Raw genomic sequence first — 17,743 nt, 5'->3', positions numbered from 1 at the left:
TGGTGCCCCGCTGGGGGAAGTCAACGGTTCCCGAATGCTGACAATCTATCGGTCAGCGATATTTCAGCCGAGCATGTCGTGGCGCACGATGGTCTGGTCGCGGCCCGGACCGACGCCGATGGCGGACATCCGCGCCCCGGAGATCTCCTCCAGGTGCCGGACGTAGGCCTGGGCGTTGGCGGGCAGCTCCTCGAAGGTGCGGCACTCGCTGATGTCCTCGAACCAGCCCGGCAGCTCCTCGTACACCGGCACGGCGTGGTGCACGTCGGTCTGCGTCATCGGCATGTCGTCCACGCGCGTGCCGTCGATCTCGTAGCCCACGCACACCGGCACCTTCTCCAGGCCGGACAGCACGTCCAGCTTGGTCAGGAAGTAGTCGGTGATGCCGTTGACCCGCGCCGCGTAGCGGGCGATCACCGCGTCGAACCAGCCGGTGCGCCGCGAGCGGCCGGTGGTCACGCCGAACTCGCCGCCGGTCTTGCGCAGGTGCTCGCCCATGTCGTCGTGCAGCTCGGTCGGGAACGGGCCCGAGCCCACGCGGGTGGTGTACGCCTTGAGGATGCCGATCACCGTGGTGATCCGGGTGGGGCCGATGCCCGAGCCCGCGCTGGCGCCGCCCGAGGTGGGGTTCGACGAGGTGACGAACGGGTAGGTGCCGTGGTCGACGTCGAGCAGGGTGCCCTGCGAGCCCTCCAGCAGCACCGTCTCGCCGCGCTCCAGCGCCTGGTTGAGCAGCAGCCGGGTGTCGGCGATGCGCGAGGCGAACTTGGCGCCGTGCTCCAGCACGGTGTCCACCACCTGGTCGGGGTCCAGCGCCTTGCGGTTGTAGACCTTGACCAGCACCTGGTTCTTGAAGTCCAGCGCGGCCTCCACCTTCTGCCGCAGGATCTTCTCGTCCAGCAGGTCCTGGGCGCGCACCCCGACGCGGGCGATCTTGTCCTGGTAGCAGGGGCCGATGCCGCGGCCGGTGGTGCCGATCTTGGCCTTGCCCAGGTACCGCTCGGTGACCTTATCGATCGCCACGTGGTAGGGCATGATCAGGTGCGCGTCGGCGGAGACGAGCAGGCCGCTGGTGTCCACGCCCTGCCGCTCCAGGCCGTCCAGCTCCTCCAGCAGCACGCCGGGGTCCACCACGACGCCGTTGCCGATGACGCTGGTGACGCCGGGGGTGAGGATGCCCGAGGGGATCAGGTGCAGGGCGAACTTCTTGCCGTCGGGCAGCACCACGGTGTGCCCGGCGTTGTTGCCGCCCTGGTAGCGCACCACCCACTGGACGCGCTCACCGAGCAGGTCTGTGGCCTTGCCCTTGCCCTCATCGCCCCACTGGGCACCGATCAGCACTACGGCCGGCATGTGAAACTCCAAGCGGTTGGACGGGTAAGAGCGAATGCCGGTGCTTGAGGGTAGACCAGGAGATGAAGGTGCGCGGAATCGTGTTGGCCTGCGGAAACTCGCAGTCGCCATTGATCACCGAGGGTGACGGTTTTGCGGTGCGGACCGTGCCCCCACGTCCCGGAAAGGCCGAGGTCGACCCGGTTCTGACCGATGTGGGTGACGGACGTCTCGTCGTCGTGGGCACCGACGCGGACCTCAACGCGGTGGTGCTGCGCCTGCTGCGCACCGACCGGCTGGCCGACGTGCCGGTGGGCTACGTGCCGGTGGAGCCGCGCTCGGAGGTGGCCCGGCTCTGGGGGCTGCCCACCGATCCCGGCCGCGCCTTCGACCTCGCCCGCTCCGGCGAGGCCGACCGGGTGCCGCTGGTGCGCGACGACGTGGGCGGCGTGCTGGTCGGGCTGGGCTCGCTGGGGCCGGTGCGCGGGGTCGGCTACTGCGACGACACCGTGGTGCTGCGCGGCCAGGCGGGCCGCCTGGAGGTGACCCCGGACCCCGACGGCGGCCTCGGCCTGGTCGTGCGGGTGATCCAGAAGCGGCTGCTGCGCCGGAAGGTCGAGGTCACCGCGGGGCGGGCGTTCCAGCTGGGCTGCCTGCCGGTCGAGGTGACCTCCGACGGCCACGCGCACCCCCGGCCGATGGGCAAGTGGACCTGGTACCGGCACACCGAGGACCTGCGGCTGGTCCGCGGCCTGGCCTGAGCCGGGTTCGGCCCGAGTCGGGTCCGGCCCGAGGCGGGTTTGGCCGCACCCCTCGCGGAGAAGACCGTCGCACGACAGGGTGAGGAGGTGCTGATGGCCGAACACTCGTCGCCCTTCACGGCCGGACCGGGCGGCGTCATGACCGACGAGGTCGGCGTGGTCACCGGGGCGCTGGAGCTGCGCACCACCGTCGACGAGGAGTGCGTGCTCACCGCCTGGGTGCGCTACGAGGGCGCGGACGAGTGGTACCGGGTGACCGGCGGCGCGTGCGCGCTCGTGGCCCCTGAGGACCACGAGCCGGTGCACGCGCTGCTGCTCGGCGTGCTCAACCGCCCGGAGGGGTGATCAGGACGCCTTGCGGTTGATCGGGGGCAGCGCCTGCGCCGCCTCCGCGCGGGTCAGCCCGGTGGCCTGGAGCAGGTCCACCGCCACCGACCGGACCTGCGCCAGCACCACCCTGGTGGAGAACCCGTCGCCGCCCAGCCGCTGCGGGGTGGCGGCGGCCGCCGCGTCCCGGATCGCCGCCCGCGCCTGCCGGGGCTCCTGCCCCCGGCCCAGCTCGGCGCGCAGCACGTCCACCGCGTCGGCGTAGCTGCGCAGCAGCTCGGGCAGGGCGTCGGGCATCCGCTCGCCGTCGTGCAGCGCGGTCAACGCCCGCCGGGTCAACACGCGGGTGTTGCGCAGGGCGAAGTCCACCGGCACGGCGGTGGTCGCGTAGCGCTTGAGCTCGTCGCGCCGCCGCCACCGGATCGGCGCGATGGCGGCGATCTCCCCGCCGGTCTGCAGCGCGGAGCGGAACTCGTCGATCGCTTCCTGGCTGTCGCGCAGCCGGGCCAGCACGCCCGCCGCCTGCACGCTGTCGTTCTCGGCGATCGCGGTGGCCACCCCGCGCAGCGCGGTGGTCAGCTCGCCCAGCACCACCTTGGCCTGCCGCTGCGCCACGGTCAGCGGGTTGGCGGGCAGCAGCGCGGTGACCACCAGCCCCACCAGCCCGCCGACCAGCGCGTCGACCATGCGGTCCAGCTCGCCGCCCCCGCCGGGCGGCAGCAGCGTGGCCACCAGCACCGCCGAGGACGCGGACTGCAGCGCGATCACCGCGCCGCTGTCCAGCAGCACCGCCGCCGACATGGCCAGCGCCACCACCAGGGCGATCTGCCACGGCCCCGAGCCGATCCGGGAGATCAGCAGGTCGCCGACGCCGATGCCGACCACCACGCCGACCACCAGCTCCACCACGCGCCGCAGCCGCTGCCCCAGCGAGACGCCGAGGCAGACGACGGCGGCGATGGGGGCGAAGAACGGACGAGCGTGGCCGACCAGGTCGGTGGCCACCAGCCACGCCAGGCCCGCCCCCAGGGCGGCCTGGACGATGGGCAGCGCGGTGCTGCGCCACCGCTTCAGCCTGCGGGCCAGCTCGTCGCGGACCGCGCCCACCCGGTCAGACCAGGCCGAGCGCGGCGGGCGCGGCCGGGTCGCTGTCGGCCAGGAACTTCCTGCAGCGCTCGTGCTCGTCGGTCTCGCCGATCTCGTCGGCGGCGCGGGCCAGCGCGGCCAGCGCGCGCAGGAAGCCCTGGTTGGGGCGGTGCGACCAGGGCACCGGGCCGAAGCCCTTCCAGCCCGCCCTGCGCAGCTGGTCCAGCCCCCGGTGGTAGCCGGTGCGCGCGTAGGCGTAGCCCGCGACCGGGTCGCCCGACTGCAGCGCGCGTTCGGCCAGCAGCGCCCACGCCTCGCTGAAGTCCGGGTAGGCGCGGACGATCTTGGCCGGGTCGGTGCCCGCGTCGGAGGCGGCCTGCGCCTCGGGGCGGTCGGGCAGCAGCGTCGGGTCGGGGCCGAGCAGGTTGTCGTTCAAGCTCATGCGATCAGCTTAGGAACATCCGCGCGACCGCTGCGACCAGCGCCAGCACCATCGCCGTCACCACGATCCCGGCCACCAGCCTGCTGCCCACCACGCGACGACCTCCAGCCGTGTTCTCAGCGAACTCTCAGCGACGCACCCTGCCTTCTTGGACCACCCGGAGCAATGAACATCACCCGTTCGCCTGGGTGAATCTCGAAATAGCAGCTCAGGGCGTTCCCCTAGGGGACTTTCCGACGCATCCCAGGGTCGGGCACCCTTCCGGTTCCCCCAAACGGGACGCATCATGAGCGGGTGAAAACGGGGGCCATGCACATCAGGCGGTTCCGCGACCAGTACTGGGAGCGCGGCGAGGCGGGGCGGGAGACGCCGCCGCCGCTGGCCGCGGCGCTGTACCGGCTGTGGCTGCTCGGCCTGCTGCTGAAGCTGATCGGCTCGTCCTGGGACGTGGCCTGGCACTTCAAGTGGCTGCGCGACGAGCTGGCGCCACCGCACATGATCAACACGGTGGGCACGGTCCTGGTCGTGGCGCTGACCCTGTTCCACACCTACACCGGCTACGGCGCCGACCGCCGCGCGCTGCGGCTGATGCAGTGGGGCACCGGGATCTTCCTGGTCGCCCTGCCGATCGACCTGATCAACCACCGGGTCAACGGCCTGGACATCACCTCGTGGAGCGGCTCGCACGCGCTGCTCTACCTGGGCACCGCGATCATGCTGGCGGGCGCGATCCTCGGCTGGCGGCAGCACTACCCGGTCGCCGACCGGTGGCGGGTGCCCGGCCTGGCCGCGCTGTGGTTCTTCTTCCTGGAGAACACCTGGTTCCCCAACCAGCACCAGGAGTACGGGGTGCTGGAGATCGCCTCGTGGGACCGCGGCGACCCGTACGCCGAGCCGATCCTGCTCCAGTTCGCCGCCGACCAGATCGGCAGGCCGGTGGACCGCGAGGCGGTGGTGCGGTTCGCGCTGCCCATCCAGGACTGGGTCTACCCGGTGTGGGGGCTGGTCACCGCGGCGCTGGTGCTCGTCGCGGCCCGGCGGATGATCGGCAGGCGGTGGGCGGCCACCGCGATCGCCGGGGGCTACGTGGCCTACCGCTGCCTGATCTGGCCGCTGCTGGCGGGCGTGGACTTCCCGCTGTCCGCGGTGCCGCTGTTCCTGCTGCTGACCGGCGTGGCGGTGGACGTGGCGCTGCTGGGCCGGGTGCCCGCGCCGGTGGCCGCCGTGCTGGGCTCGGCCGCGGTGACCGGCCTTGGCTACGGCGGGATCTGGGCGCAGCAGGAGTGGCTGTCCGCCCCGCCGATCTCCTACGCCTCGGCGGGCGCCACCTTCCTGGCGCTGGCCGTGCTGTGGACGGCCGCCGATGTGGCCCTGCGCCGCCGCGGCACGGCGCTCCTCCCCGCTCTCGCGCCGTCGCCCGTCAGTGGCACCCGGTAGTAGAAACCTGCCCGCGAAACGCCACCGGGTGGTACTTGCCGACGCCCTGGAGCGTCGGCAAGTACCACCCGGTGGTCTTTTCGGTGCCTGTTCCTACTACCCGGCGATCATGCGGCCGGAGGACTTCAGGTGCTCGCACGCCTGGGCGACGCGGGCGGCCATGCCCTGCTCGGCGGCCTTGAGGTAGCTGCGCGGGTCGTAGGCCTTCTTGTTGCCGACCTCGCCGTCCACCTTCAGCACACCGTCGTAGTTGCTGAACATGTGGCCCACGACGGGGCGGGTGAAGGCGTACTGCGTGTCGGTGTCGATGTTCATCTTGATCACGCCGTACGACACCGCCTCGTGGATCTCCTCCAGCAGCGAGCCGGAGCCGCCGTGGAAGACCAGGTCGAACGGCTTGGAGCCTGCCGGGAGGCCCAGCTTCTCGGCCACCACGTCCTGGCCCTGCTTGAGGATCTCCGGGCGCAGCTTGACGTTGCCCGGCTTGTAGACGCCGTGCACGTTGCCGAAGGTGGCGGCCACCAGGTAGCGGCCCTTCTCCCCGGCGCCCAGCGCGTCCACCGTCTTCAGGTAGTCCTCGGGCGTGGTGTAGAGCTTGTCGTTGATCTCGTTGGCGACGCCGTCCTCCTCGCCGCCGACCACGCCGACCTCGATCTCCAGGATGATCCGCGCCTTGGCGGTGAGGTCGAGCAGCTCGGAGGCGATCTTGAGGTTCTCGTCCAGCGGCACCGCGGAGCCGTCCCACATGTGGGACTGGAACAGCGGGTTCTGGCCGCGGTCCACCCGCTCCTGGCTGATCGCCACCAGCGGCCGGACGTAGCCGTCGAGCTTGTCCTTGGGGCAGTGGTCGGTGTGCAGCGCGATGTTCACCGGGTACTTCTCGGCGACCACGTGCGCGAACTCGGCCAGCGCGACCGCGCCGGTCACCATGTCCTTGACCTTGGTGCCCGAGGCGAACTCGGCACCACCGGTCGAGACCTGGATGATCCCGTCGCTCTCGGCCTCCGCGAAACCGCGCAGCGCCGCGTTGAGCGTCTCGGACGAGGTGACGTTGATCGCGGGGTAGGCGAACTCGTTCGCCTTGGCCCGGTCAAGCATCTCGGCGTAGACCTCGGGGGTTGCGATGGGCATCGGTAGGTCCTCCTCAGGTGCCCGGAACGCCGTGTCCGCTGCATCCTACGACCAACCCCGGCACCGGAACTTGATCACCGGCATAGTGGGGTCATGGCGATCGCACGATGGAACGGCGAGATCATCGCCGAGAGCGACGAGACGGAGATCGTCGAGGGGAACCACTACTTCCCACTCGAATCGGTGAGGTCCCAATACCTGCGGCCCTCCGAAACCACGTCGGTGTGCCCGTGGAAGGGCACCGCGAACTACTACTCCCTGCACGTCAACGGCGAGGAGAACACCGACGCCGCGTGGTACTACGCGGAGCCCAAGGAAGCGGCCTCGAACATCAAGGGGCGCATAGCTTTCTGGAAGGGCGTGGAGGTCAGCGCCTGACCGGGTGGGGGCGTCGCCCACGGCCGTCGTGGGCGACGCCCCGCCCCGCTCAGGCCAGCGCCGCGGCCAGCTCCCGGTAGGCGCGCTCGCGGTCCGGCCCGATCACCTGGACGGCCACGTGGTCCGCGCCCGCGTCGTGGTGCTCGCGCAGCCGAGAAGCCACCCGTTCAGGGGTCCCCCAGGCGACCAGGGCGTCCACCAGCCGGTCGCTCCCGCCATCGGCCAGGTCGTCCTCGGTGAACCCGTTGCGCAGCCAGTTGTTGGTGTAGTTGGTCAGCCCCAGGTAGAACTCCAGGGCCTGCCTGGCCAGCGCGCGGGCCTCGCCCGGCGAGCTCTCCAGCACCACGTGCTGCTCGGGGGCCAGCAGCACGCCCGCGCCCACGGTCTCCCGCGCCAGCGCGGTGTGCTCGGGGGTGACCAGGTACGGGTGCGCGACGCTGGTGCGCGCGGCGGCCAGCTGGAGCACCCTGGGCCCGAGCGCGGCCAGCGCCAGCCGGTCCCTGGGCACGTCCAGCTCGTCGAGGTAGTGCACCAGCTTCTGGTACGGGCTCTGGTAGACCTCGCCGACGATCTCGCGGTGGCCCGCGCCGATGCCGACCAGGAACCGGTCGGTCCAGGCCAGGTCGCGGTAGCGCTCGTTGACCTCCTGGGCGGGCGTGGACCAGACGTTGAGGATGCCGGTGGCCACGGTGATCCGCTCGGTCGCGCCGAGCAGGGCTTCGACGGTGCCCAGCACGCTGCCGTCGGGCGAGCCGCCCAGCCACAGCGCGCCGAACCCCAGCGACTCCAGCTCGGCGGCCTCCGCCCCGGTCGGCCAGCTCCCCGCCATGGTCCACACGCCGAACCTGCCCAGCTCCACCGTCATTTCGACTCCTTACGAATCAGCTAGTTCTCCGGGACAACTTCTCCCACGGGGGTTTTAGTCCTCGTCGGTCCATCCGGCGCGGTTCACCCGAGTGGTACTACGTTCGATTTATGACGAAGTTGGGAACCAGCGATCTCGATGTCTCGCGACTCAGCCTGGGCGGCAACGTCTTCGGCTGGAACGCCAGTGAAGAGCAGTCCTTCGCCGTGCTCGACGCCTACACCGCGGCGGGCGGCAACTTCGTGGACACCGCCGACGTCTACTCCGCCTGGGCCCCCGGCCACTCCGGCGGCGAGTCGGAGACCGTGATCGGCCGCTGGCTGGCCAAGCGCGGACGGCGCGACGACGTGGTCGTCGCGACCAAGGTCGGCATGCTGACCGGCCTGGACAACCTCAAGGCCAAGACGATCCAGACCGCCGCCGAGGCGTCGCTGCGCAGGCTCGGCGTGGACCACATCGACCTGTACTACGCCCACAAGGACGACCCGAGCACCCCGGTCGAGGAGACCATGGCGGCCTTCGACGCCCTGGTGCGCGCGGGCAAGGTGCGCCACGTGGCCGCGTCGAACTACTCGGCGGCGCGCTTGCAGGAGGCGCTGGCCGCGTCCGAGCGCGAGGGACTGGTCAAGTTCGTCGCGCTCCAGCCGGAGTACAACCTCATGGAGCGCGCGGCCTACGAGGGCGAGCTGTCCGCCGCGGTGGCCGACGCGGGCCTGTCGGCGGTGCCGTACTGGGGACTGGCCAAGGGCTTCCTGACCGGCAAGTACCGGCCGGGCGTCGAGGTGGACAGCGTGCGCGCCGCCAGCGCCTCGCAGTACCTGGACGAGCGCGGCCTGGCCGTGCTGGAGGCGCTGGACGAGGTCGCCGAGGCGCGCGGCGTCGCCCCGGCGGCGGTCGCGCTGGCGTGGCTGGCCGACCAGCCGACGGTGGCCGCGCCGATCGCCAGCGCGCGCACCCCCGAGCAGCTGGCCGACCTGCTGCCCGCGCTGGAGCTGCGCCTGGAGGCGGCCGAGCTGGAGCTGCTCGGCAAGGCCAGCGAAGTTTAACCCGCCAGTAGCTTACTGTCGGTAGGTCGAGTTACGGTGACCTCCTCGCGAACCCGTTCGAGGAGGTCACCGTGGACGTCGCGGACAAGGTCGTGCTGATCACCGGCGCGGCCAGGGGCATCGGCGCGGAAGTGGCCCGCCAGCTCTCCGCCATGGGCGCGCGGGTGGCGCTGGTCGGCCTGGAGGGCGCCCAGCTGGCCGAGGTCGCCGCCCAGTGCGGCGGCAAGGCGTGGGAAGCCGACGTCACCGACTGGGCGCAGCTGCGCGCCGCGGTGGACGGGGCGGTCGAGCACTTCGGCCGCATCGACGTGGTGGTGGCCAACGCGGGCATCGCCACCACGGGGTTCGTCCGCTCGGTGGACCCGGCCGCGTTCGAGCGGGTGGTCGAGGTGAACCTGCTGGGCGTGTGGCGGACCGTGCGCGCCTGCCTGCCGCACCTGATCGCCAGTCGCGGCTACTGCCTGGTCGTCTCGTCGCTGGCGGCGATCGTGCAGATCCCCGGCAACGCGGCCTACTCCGCGGCCAAGGCGGGCTGCGAGGCGTTCGCCCACAGTCTGCGCGCCGAGGTGCGCCACCTGGGCGTGGACGTCGGCGTCGCCTACTTCTCGTGGATCGCCACGGACATGGTCGACAGCGTCGACCGGCACCCGGTGTTCGGCCCGCTGCGGCGGGGGCTGCCCGGACCGGCGGGCCGCAAGCACCCGGTGTCCGCCGTGGGCAAGGCCGTGGTCAAGGGCATCGCCGGGCGCAAGAGGGCCGTCCACGTGCCGGGCTGGGTGGGCGCGCTCAAGCTCTTCCGCGCGCTCACCCCCGTGGTGGTCGCCCGCCAGGCGCCCAAGGCCGTCGCCGCCGCCGACCGGGAAACGGCGGGCGGAGCCTGAGGCGGACGGGCGGGGTCAGACCCAGGTGCCCAGCAGCGCCTGCCACTCGTGCACGCGGGTCTCGGCGATCACCGCGGCGGGCGTGTACGGGTCGGCGTCGATCACCTTCCGCAGCTCGGCCTCGTCGGCGACCTCGTAGACCAGCAGCGCGCCGGTGCCGTCCGCCCACGGACCCGCCGCCAGCAGCACCCCGCGCTCGGTCAGCGAGGCCAGGTACTCGCGGTGCGCGGGCCGCACCGCGAGCCGCGCCTGCTCGTCGTCCCCATACACCAACTCCACCGCGAAGCGGGCCATCTGAACCTCCATGTCGCCGTACAGCCGCCGAAGCTACCCCCTGACGGGGTAACGTCACTCCCGTGGTCGGTCCGGATCAGAACAGCGGCGGCGTCGTACGCGTGCAGGACACCCTGACGAACCTGCGCATCCGGGATGGGGTGGCTCCCGCCCACACAGGCCCGCTGACATTGGAAGACCTGTACCGGCAGCACCGGATGCGGCTGATCCGCCTGGCGCTGCTGCTGGTCGACGAGCCCGCCACGGCCGAGGACGTGGTGCAGGAGGCGTTCACCGGTCTGCACCGCAACTGGTCGAACCTGCGCGACGCCCAGGCGGCCGTGGGCTACCTGCGCACCGCCGTGGTCAACGGCTCGCGCAGCGTCCTGCGCAGGCGCAAGACCGCCCGCGACTACACCCCGCCGCACGTGGCCAACGCCCGCTCGGCGGAGAGCCTGGCCATGCTGACCGCGGAGCACCAGGCCGTGGTCGCGGCGCTGTCGCAGCTGCCGCCCAGGCAGCGCGAGGTGCTGGTGCTGCGCTACTACGGCGACCTGTCGGAGGCGGAGATCTCCGAGGCCACCGGCATCTCCAAGGGCACGGTCAAGTCCACGGCGAGCCGGGCGCTGGACGCGCTGCAGAAGATCATGGCCTCGCGCTGACCCGCGTTCCCGCCGGGTGGTGGCCTGCGAGGCCGGGTGGTGCTCGCGGGCGCGGGTGGGACGAGGTGGGCGTCCCATTCCGTGGTTTGGTATAGACCAATAGCGGTGCCATGACGCACTATCGGTCCCCGTGGCGCGTACCGAGCACGTGATCGCCGTCGACGTCGGCGGCACCGACACCAAGGCCGCCCTGGTCGCGGGCACCCCCGGCGGGGTACGCGCGGTCGAGCGGCGGCGCCGCCCCACCGCGCGCCACGAGGACGGCGACGCGACCGCCGAAGCCGTGGTCGAGCAGGTCGCCGCCCTCGCCGACGAGCTGCGCGCCGCCACCGGCCGCGAGGCCGCCGCGCTCGGCGTGGTGGTGCCCGGCATCGTCGACGAGGCGGGCGGCACCGGCGTCTACTCCGCCAACCTGGGCTGGCGGGACTACCCGTTCGCCCGGCGGCTCGCCGAGCGCACCGGCCTGCCGACCGCCTTCGGCCACGACGTGCGCGCGGGCGGCCTGGCCGAGCTGCGCGCGGGCGCGGCCCGCGGCCTGCGCAGCGCGGTGATCATGCCCATCGGCACCGGCATCGCCGCCGCGCTGGTCCACGACGGCCGCGTGCTCGACGCCCCCGGCGAGATCGGGCACGTCGACGTCGGCCACGGCGAACCCTGCGGCTGCGGCCAGCGCGGCTGCGTCGAGGCCCGCGCCTCCTCCGCCGCCATCGCCCGCCGCTACGCCGCCCGCGCCGGGCACGAGGTCCGGGGAGCCGCCGAGGTGGCCGCGCTGGTGCGGGCGGGTGATCCGGACGCGCTGACCGTGTGGCACGAGGCGGTGGACGCGCTGGCACGGGGCATCCTGCAGGTGGCGGCACTGCTGGGGCCCGAGGCGGTGGTGCTGGGCGGCGGCCTGGCCATGGCCGGACCGCTGCTGACCGACCCGCTGCGCACCCGCCTGGACGAGCTGATCACGTTCCAGCGGCGACCGGAGCTGCGGCTGGCGGCGCTGGGCGACGAGGCCGGGTGCCTCGGCGCGGCGCTGCTGGCCATCGACACGCTGGAGGAGAGATGAGCACGTGGGGCGGACCCGTGGACGTGACGCTGACCGGTGGTCGGGTGGTCACGCCCGAGGGGGTGCTCGACCGGGGCTGGGTGGCGGTGCGCGACGGCCGCATCACGGCGGTGGGGCGCGACTCCCCGCCGGAGGGGCCGACCACCGACGTCGGCGGCGGCTGGGTGGTGCCCGGCTTCGTGGACATCCACTGCCACGGGGGCGGCGGTGAGGCGTTCACCAGCGCGGACCCGGAACGGGTGCGCAAGGCCGCGGCGGCGCACCTCCAGCACGGCACCACCACGATGCTGGCCAGCCTGGTCTCCCGCCCGGTGCCGGAGCTGGCCGACCAGGTCTCCGCGCTGGCCGAGCTGGTCGAGGACGGCGTGGTCGCGGGCATCCACCTGGAGGGCCCGTTCCTGTCCGCGGCCCGCTGCGGCGCGCACGACCCGGCCATCCTCCGCCCGCCCGAGCGCTCCGCGGTGGACGCCCTGCTCAAGGCCGGTCGCGGGACCGTGCGGATGGTGACCGTCGCGCCCGAGCTGGAGCACTCCGTCGACGCGATCGCGCGGCTGGTGGACAACGGCGTGCTGGCCGCGATCGGCCACACCGACGCCACCGCGGCCCAGATCCGCCCGGCCGTCGACGCGGGCGCGAGCGTGGCCACCCACCTGTTCAACGGGATGCGCCCGCTGCACCACCGCGAGCCCGGCCCGATCGGCGCGCTGCTCGACGACGACCGGGTCACCGTGGAGCTGATCTGCGACCTGGTCCACCTGCACCCGACCACGGTGCGGCTGGCCGCCCGGCACGCGGGCGCGGACCGGACCGTGCTGGTCACCGACGCGATCGCGGCGGCGGGCGCGGGTGACGGCGTGTACGACGTGGGCGGGCTGGAGGTGCGCGTGGTCGACGGCGTGCCGACGCTGGCGGGCGGCGCGGCGCTGGCGGGCAGCACGCTGACCATGGACGCCGCGTTCCGCAACGCGGTCGTGGCGTGCGGGCTGGACGTGGTCGAGGCGGTGCGCGCCACGGCGACCCGGCCCGCGCGGCTGCTGGGGCTGGCCGACCGGACCGGCGAGCTGCGCGCGGGCCTGGCCGCCGACCTCGTGGTGCTCGACGCCGACCTGCGTCCCCAAGAGGTCATGAGCAAGGGGTCCTGGGTGAAAGACTGACCGGGTGTCAACCGACCGGCTGCCCGACGAGCAGGAGCGGCTGGTGGCCGACGCCCTCCGCGCGCAGGCCACCAGCACCAGCGTGCCCAGGCCCGACCCGGTGCCCGACTCCGCACCCGATCTCGCGCCCGACCTCGGCGCGGACGCCCCCGCCGCTCCCGGCGACCACGCTCCGAAACCGGACGAACCTCGCATAGGGGCTGTCTGGGTGCTGCTGCTGGCCCTTCTGCTGGGGCTGGCCTCGGGGACGGTCGTCGCGGTCATCACGCTGCGTTGAGCCTGTACCGTGGGCCGCGTGACGGTCGCGCTCGCCTCCACCCTCGCCCTCGGCCCTGACTGGCTGGACCCCGTCAACCTGCTGCAGGGCCTGGGGCCCTACATGCTGTTCGGGCTCTGCTTCATCGTCTTCGCGGAGTGCGGTCTGCTGGTCGGGTTCTTCCTGCCCGGTGACTCGCTGCTGTTCACCGCGGGGCTGTTCGTCGCCAGCGGGGTCATGGACTACCCGCTGTGGCTGGTCTGCCTGCTGCTGACCGCCTGCGCCCTGCTGGGCAACGTGGTCGGCTACTGGATCGGGCACCGCGCCGGACCGGCGCTGTTCGCCAAGCCGGACTCGAAGATCTTCAAGAAGGAGTACGTCGACAAGACGGAGGAGTTCTTCGACAAGTACGGCGCGCGCGCCATCGTGATGGCCCGCTTCGTGCCGATCGTGCGCACGTTCATCACCGCGATGGCGGGCGTGGGCCGGATGGACCCGCGCAAGTACTTCACGTACTCCCTGATCGGCGGCGTCGCCTGGGCCGCGGGCCTGACCGTGCTGGGCTACTTCCTCGGCCAGATCCAGTTCGTCCGGGACAACATCGAGATGATGCTGCTCCTGATCGTGCTCATCTCCGTGGTGCCGATCATCATCGAGGTCATCAAGGCCCGCCGGGAGCGCAAGACGCTGCTGCAGCAGGAGGCCGACGACATCACCCAGCAGTTCGAGCAGATCTCCGACGACTCCGAGGCCACCCAGGTCATCCGGCGCGTCACCGACTAGCCCCCGGCCGGTCCGCGCGGCGGGATCGGGCCAGCACCAGGCCGCCGAGGACCGCGGCGACCAGCCCCGCCGCCAGTGCCGCGAAGCCCCCGACGATGCCGTAGCCGGTGCCCGGACCGCCCTCGGCGGCGGCCACCACGAGCCCGCCGACGACCGCGCTGACCAGCCCCGCCGCGAGGGCCGCCCGCCCCCTGCCCGCTCGACCGGCGGGGCGGGCCAGCGCGGAGCCCCCGATCACCACGCCCACCACCGCGAGCAGCAGTGCCGCGAAGGACCAGACGCGCCCGGCGGTCAGGGTCTGGACGTCGGCGGTGAACGGTTCCGCCAGCAGGTGGTGAGCGGACATGGGGTTCCCCTTCCAGGAGTCGATGTCGCCGATCCTGTCCGCCCGCCCCACCGCCGGTCGTCGTGCGGACGCGGTCAATCCGCACTGCCGCGCACGGTGCGGAAATCCGCGGGCTACCGCGTTCGCGGTAGTCGATCAGTGCTCTTCGCGTGGGATTCGCCCGACCGACCGCCTGGCTAGGGTGCACGCATGAGCGGGGGTCGGGGCGCTGTCGCGGACTGGGGGATCGCCGTCGGCGTGGCGGCGGCCCTGCTGATCGCGGGGCTGTCCGGGCAGCACCCCACGCCCTGGCCCGCCCCGTGGGGGCACGTGCTGCTGGCGGCGGGCGGCCTGGCGCTGGTCGCGCGCCGCCGGGCCCCGGTCGCCGTGCTGGTGGTGACCGGGCTGTGCGGGTGGGGGTACCAGGCCGCCGGGTTCGACGTGCCCGTCGTCGCGTACCTGTTCGCGGTGTACGCCGCGGTGCGGGCGGGCCACCGCCTGGTCGCGGTGGTGGGTTCGGTGGTCATGGTGGCCGTCCTCCCGCTGGCGCTGCTGGCCTCGCCCCACCACTGGCCCCTGGGCGAGGCGTTCACCCAGTCCAGGGACGTCCTGCAGGTGGCGTGGCTGGTCGCCGCCGGTGCGGCGGGCGAAGCGCTGCGGCAGGCCGAGCGCCGTGCCGACGAGGCCGAGCGCACCCGCGAGGAGACCGCGCGGCGGCGTGCCCAGGAGGAGCGGCTGCGCATCGCGCGGGAGCTGCACGACTCGCTCACCCACCAGATCTCGGTGATCAAGGTGCAGGCCGAGGTCGCCGTGCACCTGGCCCGCAAGCGGGGCGAGCGGGTGCCGGAGGCGCTGCTGGCGATCCTGGCGGCGGGCCGCGAGGCGACCAGGGAGCTGCGGGCCACCCTGGGGGCGCTGCGCGAGGGCGACGAGGACCCGTCGCACGGGCTCGACCAGCTCCCGGAGCTGGTGCGCCGGGTCAGGGCCACCGGCCTGGACGCGGAGCTGACCATCGGGGGACGGCCGGACGACGTGCCCGCCGCGGTGGGCCGGACCGCCTACCGGATCGTCCAGGAGTCGTTGACCAACATCGCCCGGCACGCCGCCGCCACCAGCGCGTCGATCCGGATCGACCACCGGCCCGACGCGCTGGTCGTGCGGGTCGACGACGACGGCCGGGCCACGCCGGACAGCCCGCCGGTGCCCGGTGTCGGGCTGCTCGGGATGCGCGAGCGGGTCACCGCCCTCGGCGGGCGGCTGCGGGCGGAACCGCGCGGCGGGGGCGGCTTCACCGTCCAGGCCGAGCTCCCCGTGGGCCGGCCGTCGTGATCCGCGTCCTGCTGGTCGACGACCAGCCGCTGATCCGCAGCGGGTTCCGCGCGCTCCTCGACGCCGAGGACGACATCGAGGTGGTGGCCGAGGCCGCGAACGGCGCCGAGGGCCTGGAGCTGGCCCGGCGGCACCTGCCCGACATCGCGCTCGTCGACATCCGGATGCCGCTGGTCGACGGCATCGAGGCGACCCGGCGGATCGCGGCGGACCCGGCGCTGGCCGCGGTGCACGTGGTCGTCCTGACCAACTACGGCCTGGACGAGCACGTCTTCCACGCGCTGCGCGCGGGCGCGGCGGGTTTCCTGGTCAAGGACGTCGAGCCGGAGGACTTCCTGCACGCCGTGCGCGTCGCCGCGCGCGGTGACGCGCTGCTGGCGCCGTCGATCACCCGCAGGCTGATCGACCGGTTCGTCGCGCAGCCGCTGGACACCGGCCGCCGCGCCGAGCTGGCGGAGCTGACCCACCGCGAGCGCGAGGCCGTCGCCCTGGTCGCGCGCGGCCTGTCCAACGACGAGGTCGCCGCGCGCATGGTGATCAGCCCGCTGACCGCGAAGACCCACGTCAACCGGGCCATGACCAAGCTGCGCGCCCGCGACCGGGCCCAGCTCGTGGTGCTGGCCTACGAGTCCGGCCTGGTGACCCCGCGCGGCGCGGACCCCGCCGGGTAGTGGTTGGCGGCTCGGAATGGTGGGGCGGGTAGTACTTGCCGGTGTCAGGCGGGGGTGAACATGGAGCCGGGGTTGAACAGGTTGTCCGGGTCCAGGGCCTGCTTGATCGCGCGGTGGACCCGCAGGCCCACCGGTCCGATCTCGCGGGCCAGCCACTCGCGCTTGATCCGGCCGACGCCGTGCTCGCCGGTGATCGTGCCGCCCAGCTCCAGCCCCAGCTCCAGGATCCGGTCGAACGCCCAGCGGGCGCGGGTGAACTCGTCGGCCGAGGTGGCGTCGTAGACGACGGTGGGGTGCATGTTGCCGTCGCCCGCGTGGCCGACCACGGCCAGGCGCAGGCGGGCTTCGGCGCTGATCCGCTCGCAGCCGGTGATCAGCTCGGCGATCTTGGTGCGCGGCACGCACACGTCGTCGGTCAGCCAGGCTCCGTACAGCTCCAGCGCGGGCAGCACCGCGCGCCGGGCGGCCAGCAGGTCGCGGCCCTCGGCCAGGTCCTCGGTGGCGTAGACCAGCTCGGCCCCGGCGTCCCGGCAGACCTGCTCGATCGCGGTCAGCTCGCGCCGCCCGGCCTCGCCGCCCGCGTCGGACTGGCACAGCAGCAGCGCCGCACCCGCCGCCAGGTCGGTCTTGAGGTACCGCTCGACCGCCGCGATGGCGGTGCGGTCCATGATCTCCATCAGCGACGGCACCACGCCCTCGCGCACCACCCGGCTGACCGCCGCGCCCGCCGCGCCGGTGGTGCCGAACGCGGCCACCAGCGTGGCCGGGGCCTGCGGCAGGGGGCGCAGCGCCAGGGTGGCCCTGGTGATCACGCCCAGGGTGCCCTCGCTGCCGACGAACAGCTTGGTCAGGTCGTAGCCCGCGACGCCCTTGACCGTGCGGCGGCCGGTGCGCAGCAGTTCGCCGTCGGCCAGCACCACCTCGAGGCCGAGCACGGAGTCGGTGGTCACGCCGTACTTCACGCAGCACAGCCCGCCCGCGTTGGTGGACAGGTTGCCGCCGATGGTGCACCAGTCGTAGCTGGACGGGTCGGGCGGGTAGAACAGCCCGTGCTTCTCCACCGCGGCGCGCAGGTCGAGGTTGACCACACCGGGCTCGACCACGGCCAGCCGGTTGTCCGGGTCGACCTCCACGATGGCGTTCATCTTGGTGGTGACCAGGACCACACAGCCGTCCACGGCGTTGGCCGCGCCGGACAGCCCGCTGCCCGCGCCGCGCGGCACGATCGGCACCCGCGCCGCCGCGCACGCCCGCACCACGGCCTGGACCTGCTCGGTGCTGCCGGGCAGCACCACGGCCAGCGGCGTGCCGTGAGGGGCCAGGGGCATCATGTCCCGCCGGTAGGCGGCCGTGACGTCGGTGTCGGTCAGCACGGCGGCGGCCCCGACGGCCGTGCGGAGTTCGGCGAGCAGGGACTCCATGTCCCCACGCTAACCGGGGTGACAAGAGGTCACCGGTCGCTCGCTCTCCGCACCGACACCGCGGTTTCGGGGAGGTGTTGCCCCGGAGTCGCCCTGTCGACCTCGCTTCCCCACGTACTCTGCCTGTGT

The 17,743-nt window shown here is 73.1% G+C and carries 21 protein-coding genes; 13 read left to right on the top strand and 8 right to left on the bottom strand.

What is annotated here, in order from left to right; all coding sequences use genetic code 11:
- Positions 1-63 precede the first annotated feature (63 nt).
- Complete coding sequence (locus IEZ00_RS31285; RefSeq protein ID WP_189226968.1) at positions 64-1,353, bottom strand: adenylosuccinate synthase; 1,290 nt, start codon at positions 1,351-1,353, stop codon at positions 64-66.
- A 68-nt stretch (positions 1,354-1,421) separates the two neighbouring features.
- Between IEZ00_RS31285 and IEZ00_RS31280 the strand changes: the two genes are divergently transcribed.
- Together IEZ00_RS31280 and IEZ00_RS31275 are read left to right on the top strand one after the other, a co-directional pair.
- A complete protein-coding gene (locus IEZ00_RS31280; protein ID WP_189226967.1) occupies positions 1,422-2,093 on the top strand; it encodes a hypothetical protein in 672 nt (223 codons plus the stop codon).
- Between the two features lie 93 nt (positions 2,094-2,186).
- Positions 2,187-2,438, top strand: a complete 252-nt coding sequence (locus IEZ00_RS31275) for a hypothetical protein (protein ID WP_189226966.1) — start codon at positions 2,187-2,189, stop codon at positions 2,436-2,438.
- On the opposite strand, the gene IEZ00_RS31270 is transcribed toward IEZ00_RS31275, so the two are convergent.
- Together IEZ00_RS31270 and IEZ00_RS31265 are read right to left on the bottom strand one after the other, a co-directional pair.
- Positions 2,439-3,527 carry an FUSC family protein gene (locus IEZ00_RS31270; protein WP_189226965.1) on the bottom strand — a complete coding sequence of 363 codons (1,089 nt, stop codon included), beginning with the start codon at positions 3,525-3,527 and terminating at the stop codon, positions 2,439-2,441.
- A 4-nt stretch (positions 3,528-3,531) separates the two neighbouring features.
- Positions 3,532-3,948 carry a DUF3151 domain-containing protein gene (locus tag IEZ00_RS31265; protein ID WP_189226964.1) on the bottom strand — a complete coding sequence of 139 codons (417 nt, stop codon included), beginning with the start codon at positions 3,946-3,948 and terminating at the stop codon, positions 3,532-3,534.
- Between the two features lie 294 nt (positions 3,949-4,242).
- On the opposite strand from IEZ00_RS31265, the gene IEZ00_RS31260 reads away from it, so the two are divergent.
- Positions 4,243-5,385 carry a hypothetical protein gene (locus IEZ00_RS31260; RefSeq protein ID WP_189226963.1) on the top strand — a complete coding sequence of 381 codons (1,143 nt, stop codon included), beginning with the start codon at positions 4,243-4,245 and terminating at the stop codon, positions 5,383-5,385.
- 96 nt (positions 5,386-5,481) lie between these two features.
- Here IEZ00_RS31260 and fbaA read toward each other — a convergent pair whose 3' ends face one another.
- Positions 5,482-6,516, bottom strand: a complete 1,035-nt coding sequence (gene fbaA / locus IEZ00_RS31255) for a class II fructose-bisphosphate aldolase (protein ID WP_189226962.1) — start codon at positions 6,514-6,516, stop codon at positions 5,482-5,484.
- Between the two features lie 93 nt (positions 6,517-6,609).
- On the opposite strand from fbaA, the gene IEZ00_RS31250 reads away from it, so the two are divergent.
- Positions 6,610-6,894 (top strand): DUF427 domain-containing protein, encoded by a 285-nt coding sequence (locus IEZ00_RS31250; RefSeq protein ID WP_189226961.1) that lies wholly within the window; start codon positions 6,610-6,612, stop codon positions 6,892-6,894.
- Between the two features lie 49 nt (positions 6,895-6,943).
- Here IEZ00_RS31250 and IEZ00_RS31245 read toward each other — a convergent pair whose 3' ends face one another.
- A complete protein-coding gene (locus IEZ00_RS31245) occupies positions 6,944-7,759 on the bottom strand; it encodes an LLM class F420-dependent oxidoreductase (RefSeq protein WP_189226960.1) in 816 nt (271 codons plus the stop codon).
- Positions 7,760-7,869: 110 nt separating this feature from the next.
- On the opposite strand from IEZ00_RS31245, the gene IEZ00_RS31240 reads away from it, so the two are divergent.
- On the top strand, positions 7,870-8,805 hold the full coding sequence (locus IEZ00_RS31240) for an aldo/keto reductase (RefSeq protein WP_189226959.1): 936 nt from the start codon (positions 7,870-7,872) through the stop codon (positions 8,803-8,805).
- A 71-nt stretch (positions 8,806-8,876) separates the two neighbouring features.
- Positions 8,877-9,686, top strand: coding sequence for an SDR family oxidoreductase (locus IEZ00_RS31235; protein ID WP_189226958.1), 810 nt, complete (start codon positions 8,877-8,879; stop codon positions 9,684-9,686).
- A 15-nt stretch (positions 9,687-9,701) separates the two neighbouring features.
- Here the strand turns inward: IEZ00_RS31235 and IEZ00_RS31230 are convergent, their stop codons facing one another.
- Complete coding sequence (locus IEZ00_RS31230) at positions 9,702-9,980, bottom strand: YciI family protein (protein ID WP_189226957.1); 279 nt, start codon at positions 9,978-9,980, stop codon at positions 9,702-9,704.
- A 62-nt stretch (positions 9,981-10,042) separates the two neighbouring features.
- Between IEZ00_RS31230 and IEZ00_RS31225 the strand changes: the two genes are divergently transcribed.
- The 5 genes from IEZ00_RS31225 (at position 10,043) to IEZ00_RS31205 (ending at position 13,868) form a co-directional block, all read left to right on the top strand.
- A complete protein-coding gene (locus IEZ00_RS31225; RefSeq protein ID WP_189226956.1) occupies positions 10,043-10,621 on the top strand; it encodes a SigE family RNA polymerase sigma factor in 579 nt (192 codons plus the stop codon).
- 130 nt (positions 10,622-10,751) lie between these two features.
- Positions 10,752-11,675: an ROK family protein gene (locus IEZ00_RS31220; protein WP_229796278.1), complete on the top strand. Its 924-nt coding sequence runs from the start codon at positions 10,752-10,754 to the stop codon at positions 11,673-11,675.
- A complete protein-coding gene (gene nagA / locus IEZ00_RS31215) occupies positions 11,672-12,829 on the top strand; it encodes an N-acetylglucosamine-6-phosphate deacetylase (protein ID WP_189226955.1) in 1,158 nt (385 codons plus the stop codon). The genes IEZ00_RS31220 and nagA overlap by 4 nt, the downstream gene beginning before the upstream one ends.
- Positions 12,830-12,833: 4 nt before the next feature.
- Positions 12,834-13,106 (top strand): hypothetical protein, encoded by a 273-nt coding sequence (locus IEZ00_RS31210; protein ID WP_229796277.1) that lies wholly within the window; start codon positions 12,834-12,836, stop codon positions 13,104-13,106.
- A gap of 9 nt (positions 13,107-13,115) precedes the next feature.
- Positions 13,116-13,868: a DedA family protein gene (locus tag IEZ00_RS31205; protein WP_189226954.1), complete on the top strand. Its 753-nt coding sequence runs from the start codon at positions 13,116-13,118 to the stop codon at positions 13,866-13,868.
- On the opposite strand, the gene IEZ00_RS31200 is transcribed toward IEZ00_RS31205, so the two are convergent.
- Positions 13,858-14,214 carry a DUF6223 family protein gene (locus tag IEZ00_RS31200; RefSeq protein ID WP_189226953.1) on the bottom strand — a complete coding sequence of 119 codons (357 nt, stop codon included), beginning with the start codon at positions 14,212-14,214 and terminating at the stop codon, positions 13,858-13,860. The two genes, IEZ00_RS31205 and IEZ00_RS31200, sit on opposite strands and share 11 nt — an antisense overlap.
- 189 nt (positions 14,215-14,403) lie before the next feature.
- On the opposite strand from IEZ00_RS31200, the gene IEZ00_RS31195 reads away from it, so the two are divergent.
- Positions 14,404-15,522 carry a sensor histidine kinase gene (locus tag IEZ00_RS31195; RefSeq protein WP_189226952.1) on the top strand — a complete coding sequence of 373 codons (1,119 nt, stop codon included), beginning with the start codon at positions 14,404-14,406 and terminating at the stop codon, positions 15,520-15,522.
- A complete protein-coding gene (locus IEZ00_RS31190) occupies positions 15,519-16,193 on the top strand; it encodes a response regulator (RefSeq protein WP_189226951.1) in 675 nt (224 codons plus the stop codon). The genes IEZ00_RS31195 and IEZ00_RS31190 overlap by 4 nt, the downstream gene beginning before the upstream one ends.
- Before the next feature lie 44 nt (positions 16,194-16,237).
- Here IEZ00_RS31190 and IEZ00_RS31185 read toward each other — a convergent pair whose 3' ends face one another.
- A complete protein-coding gene (locus IEZ00_RS31185; protein WP_189226950.1) occupies positions 16,238-17,614 on the bottom strand; it encodes an FAD-binding oxidoreductase in 1,377 nt (458 codons plus the stop codon).
- Positions 17,615-17,743 lie beyond the last annotated feature (129 nt).

Origin of the sequence: Saccharothrix coeruleofusca (genome assembly GCF_014648515.1) — a bacterium.
In the GTDB taxonomy this organism is placed as follows: domain Bacteria; phylum Actinomycetota; class Actinomycetes; order Mycobacteriales; family Pseudonocardiaceae; genus Actinosynnema; species Actinosynnema coeruleofuscum.
This window is presented reverse-complemented; position numbering and strand designations above follow the sequence as displayed.

Excerpts from the sequence above, each read along its gene's own strand:
- nagA (WP_189226955.1), top strand. The coding sequence starts at position 11,672 with ATGAGCACGTGGGGCGGACCCGTGGACGTGACGCTGACCGGTGGTCGG.
- IEZ00_RS31245 (WP_189226960.1), bottom strand. The coding sequence starts at position 7,759 with ATGACGGTGGAGCTGGGCAGGTTCGGCGTGTGGACCATGGCGGGGAGC.
- IEZ00_RS31240 (WP_189226959.1), top strand. The coding sequence starts at position 7,870 with ATGACGAAGTTGGGAACCAGCGATCTCGATGTCTCGCGACTCAGCCTG.
- IEZ00_RS31195 (WP_189226952.1), top strand. The coding sequence starts at position 14,404 with ATGAGCGGGGGTCGGGGCGCTGTCGCGGACTGGGGGATCGCCGTCGGC.
- IEZ00_RS31230 (WP_189226957.1), bottom strand. The coding sequence starts at position 9,980 with ATGGCCCGCTTCGCGGTGGAGTTGGTGTATGGGGACGACGAGCAGGCG.
- IEZ00_RS31250 (WP_189226961.1), top strand. The coding sequence starts at position 6,610 with ATGGCGATCGCACGATGGAACGGCGAGATCATCGCCGAGAGCGACGAG.
- IEZ00_RS31285 (WP_189226968.1), bottom strand. The coding sequence starts at position 1,353 with ATGCCGGCCGTAGTGCTGATCGGTGCCCAGTGGGGCGATGAGGGCAAG.
- IEZ00_RS31265 (WP_189226964.1), bottom strand. The coding sequence starts at position 3,948 with ATGAGCTTGAACGACAACCTGCTCGGCCCCGACCCGACGCTGCTGCCC.
- IEZ00_RS31185 (WP_189226950.1), bottom strand. The coding sequence starts at position 17,614 with ATGGAGTCCCTGCTCGCCGAACTCCGCACGGCCGTCGGGGCCGCCGCC.
- IEZ00_RS31275 (WP_189226966.1), top strand. The coding sequence starts at position 2,187 with ATGGCCGAACACTCGTCGCCCTTCACGGCCGGACCGGGCGGCGTCATG.
- fbaA (WP_189226962.1), bottom strand. The coding sequence starts at position 6,516 with ATGCCCATCGCAACCCCCGAGGTCTACGCCGAGATGCTTGACCGGGCC.
- IEZ00_RS31200 (WP_189226953.1), bottom strand. The coding sequence starts at position 14,214 with ATGTCCGCTCACCACCTGCTGGCGGAACCGTTCACCGCCGACGTCCAG.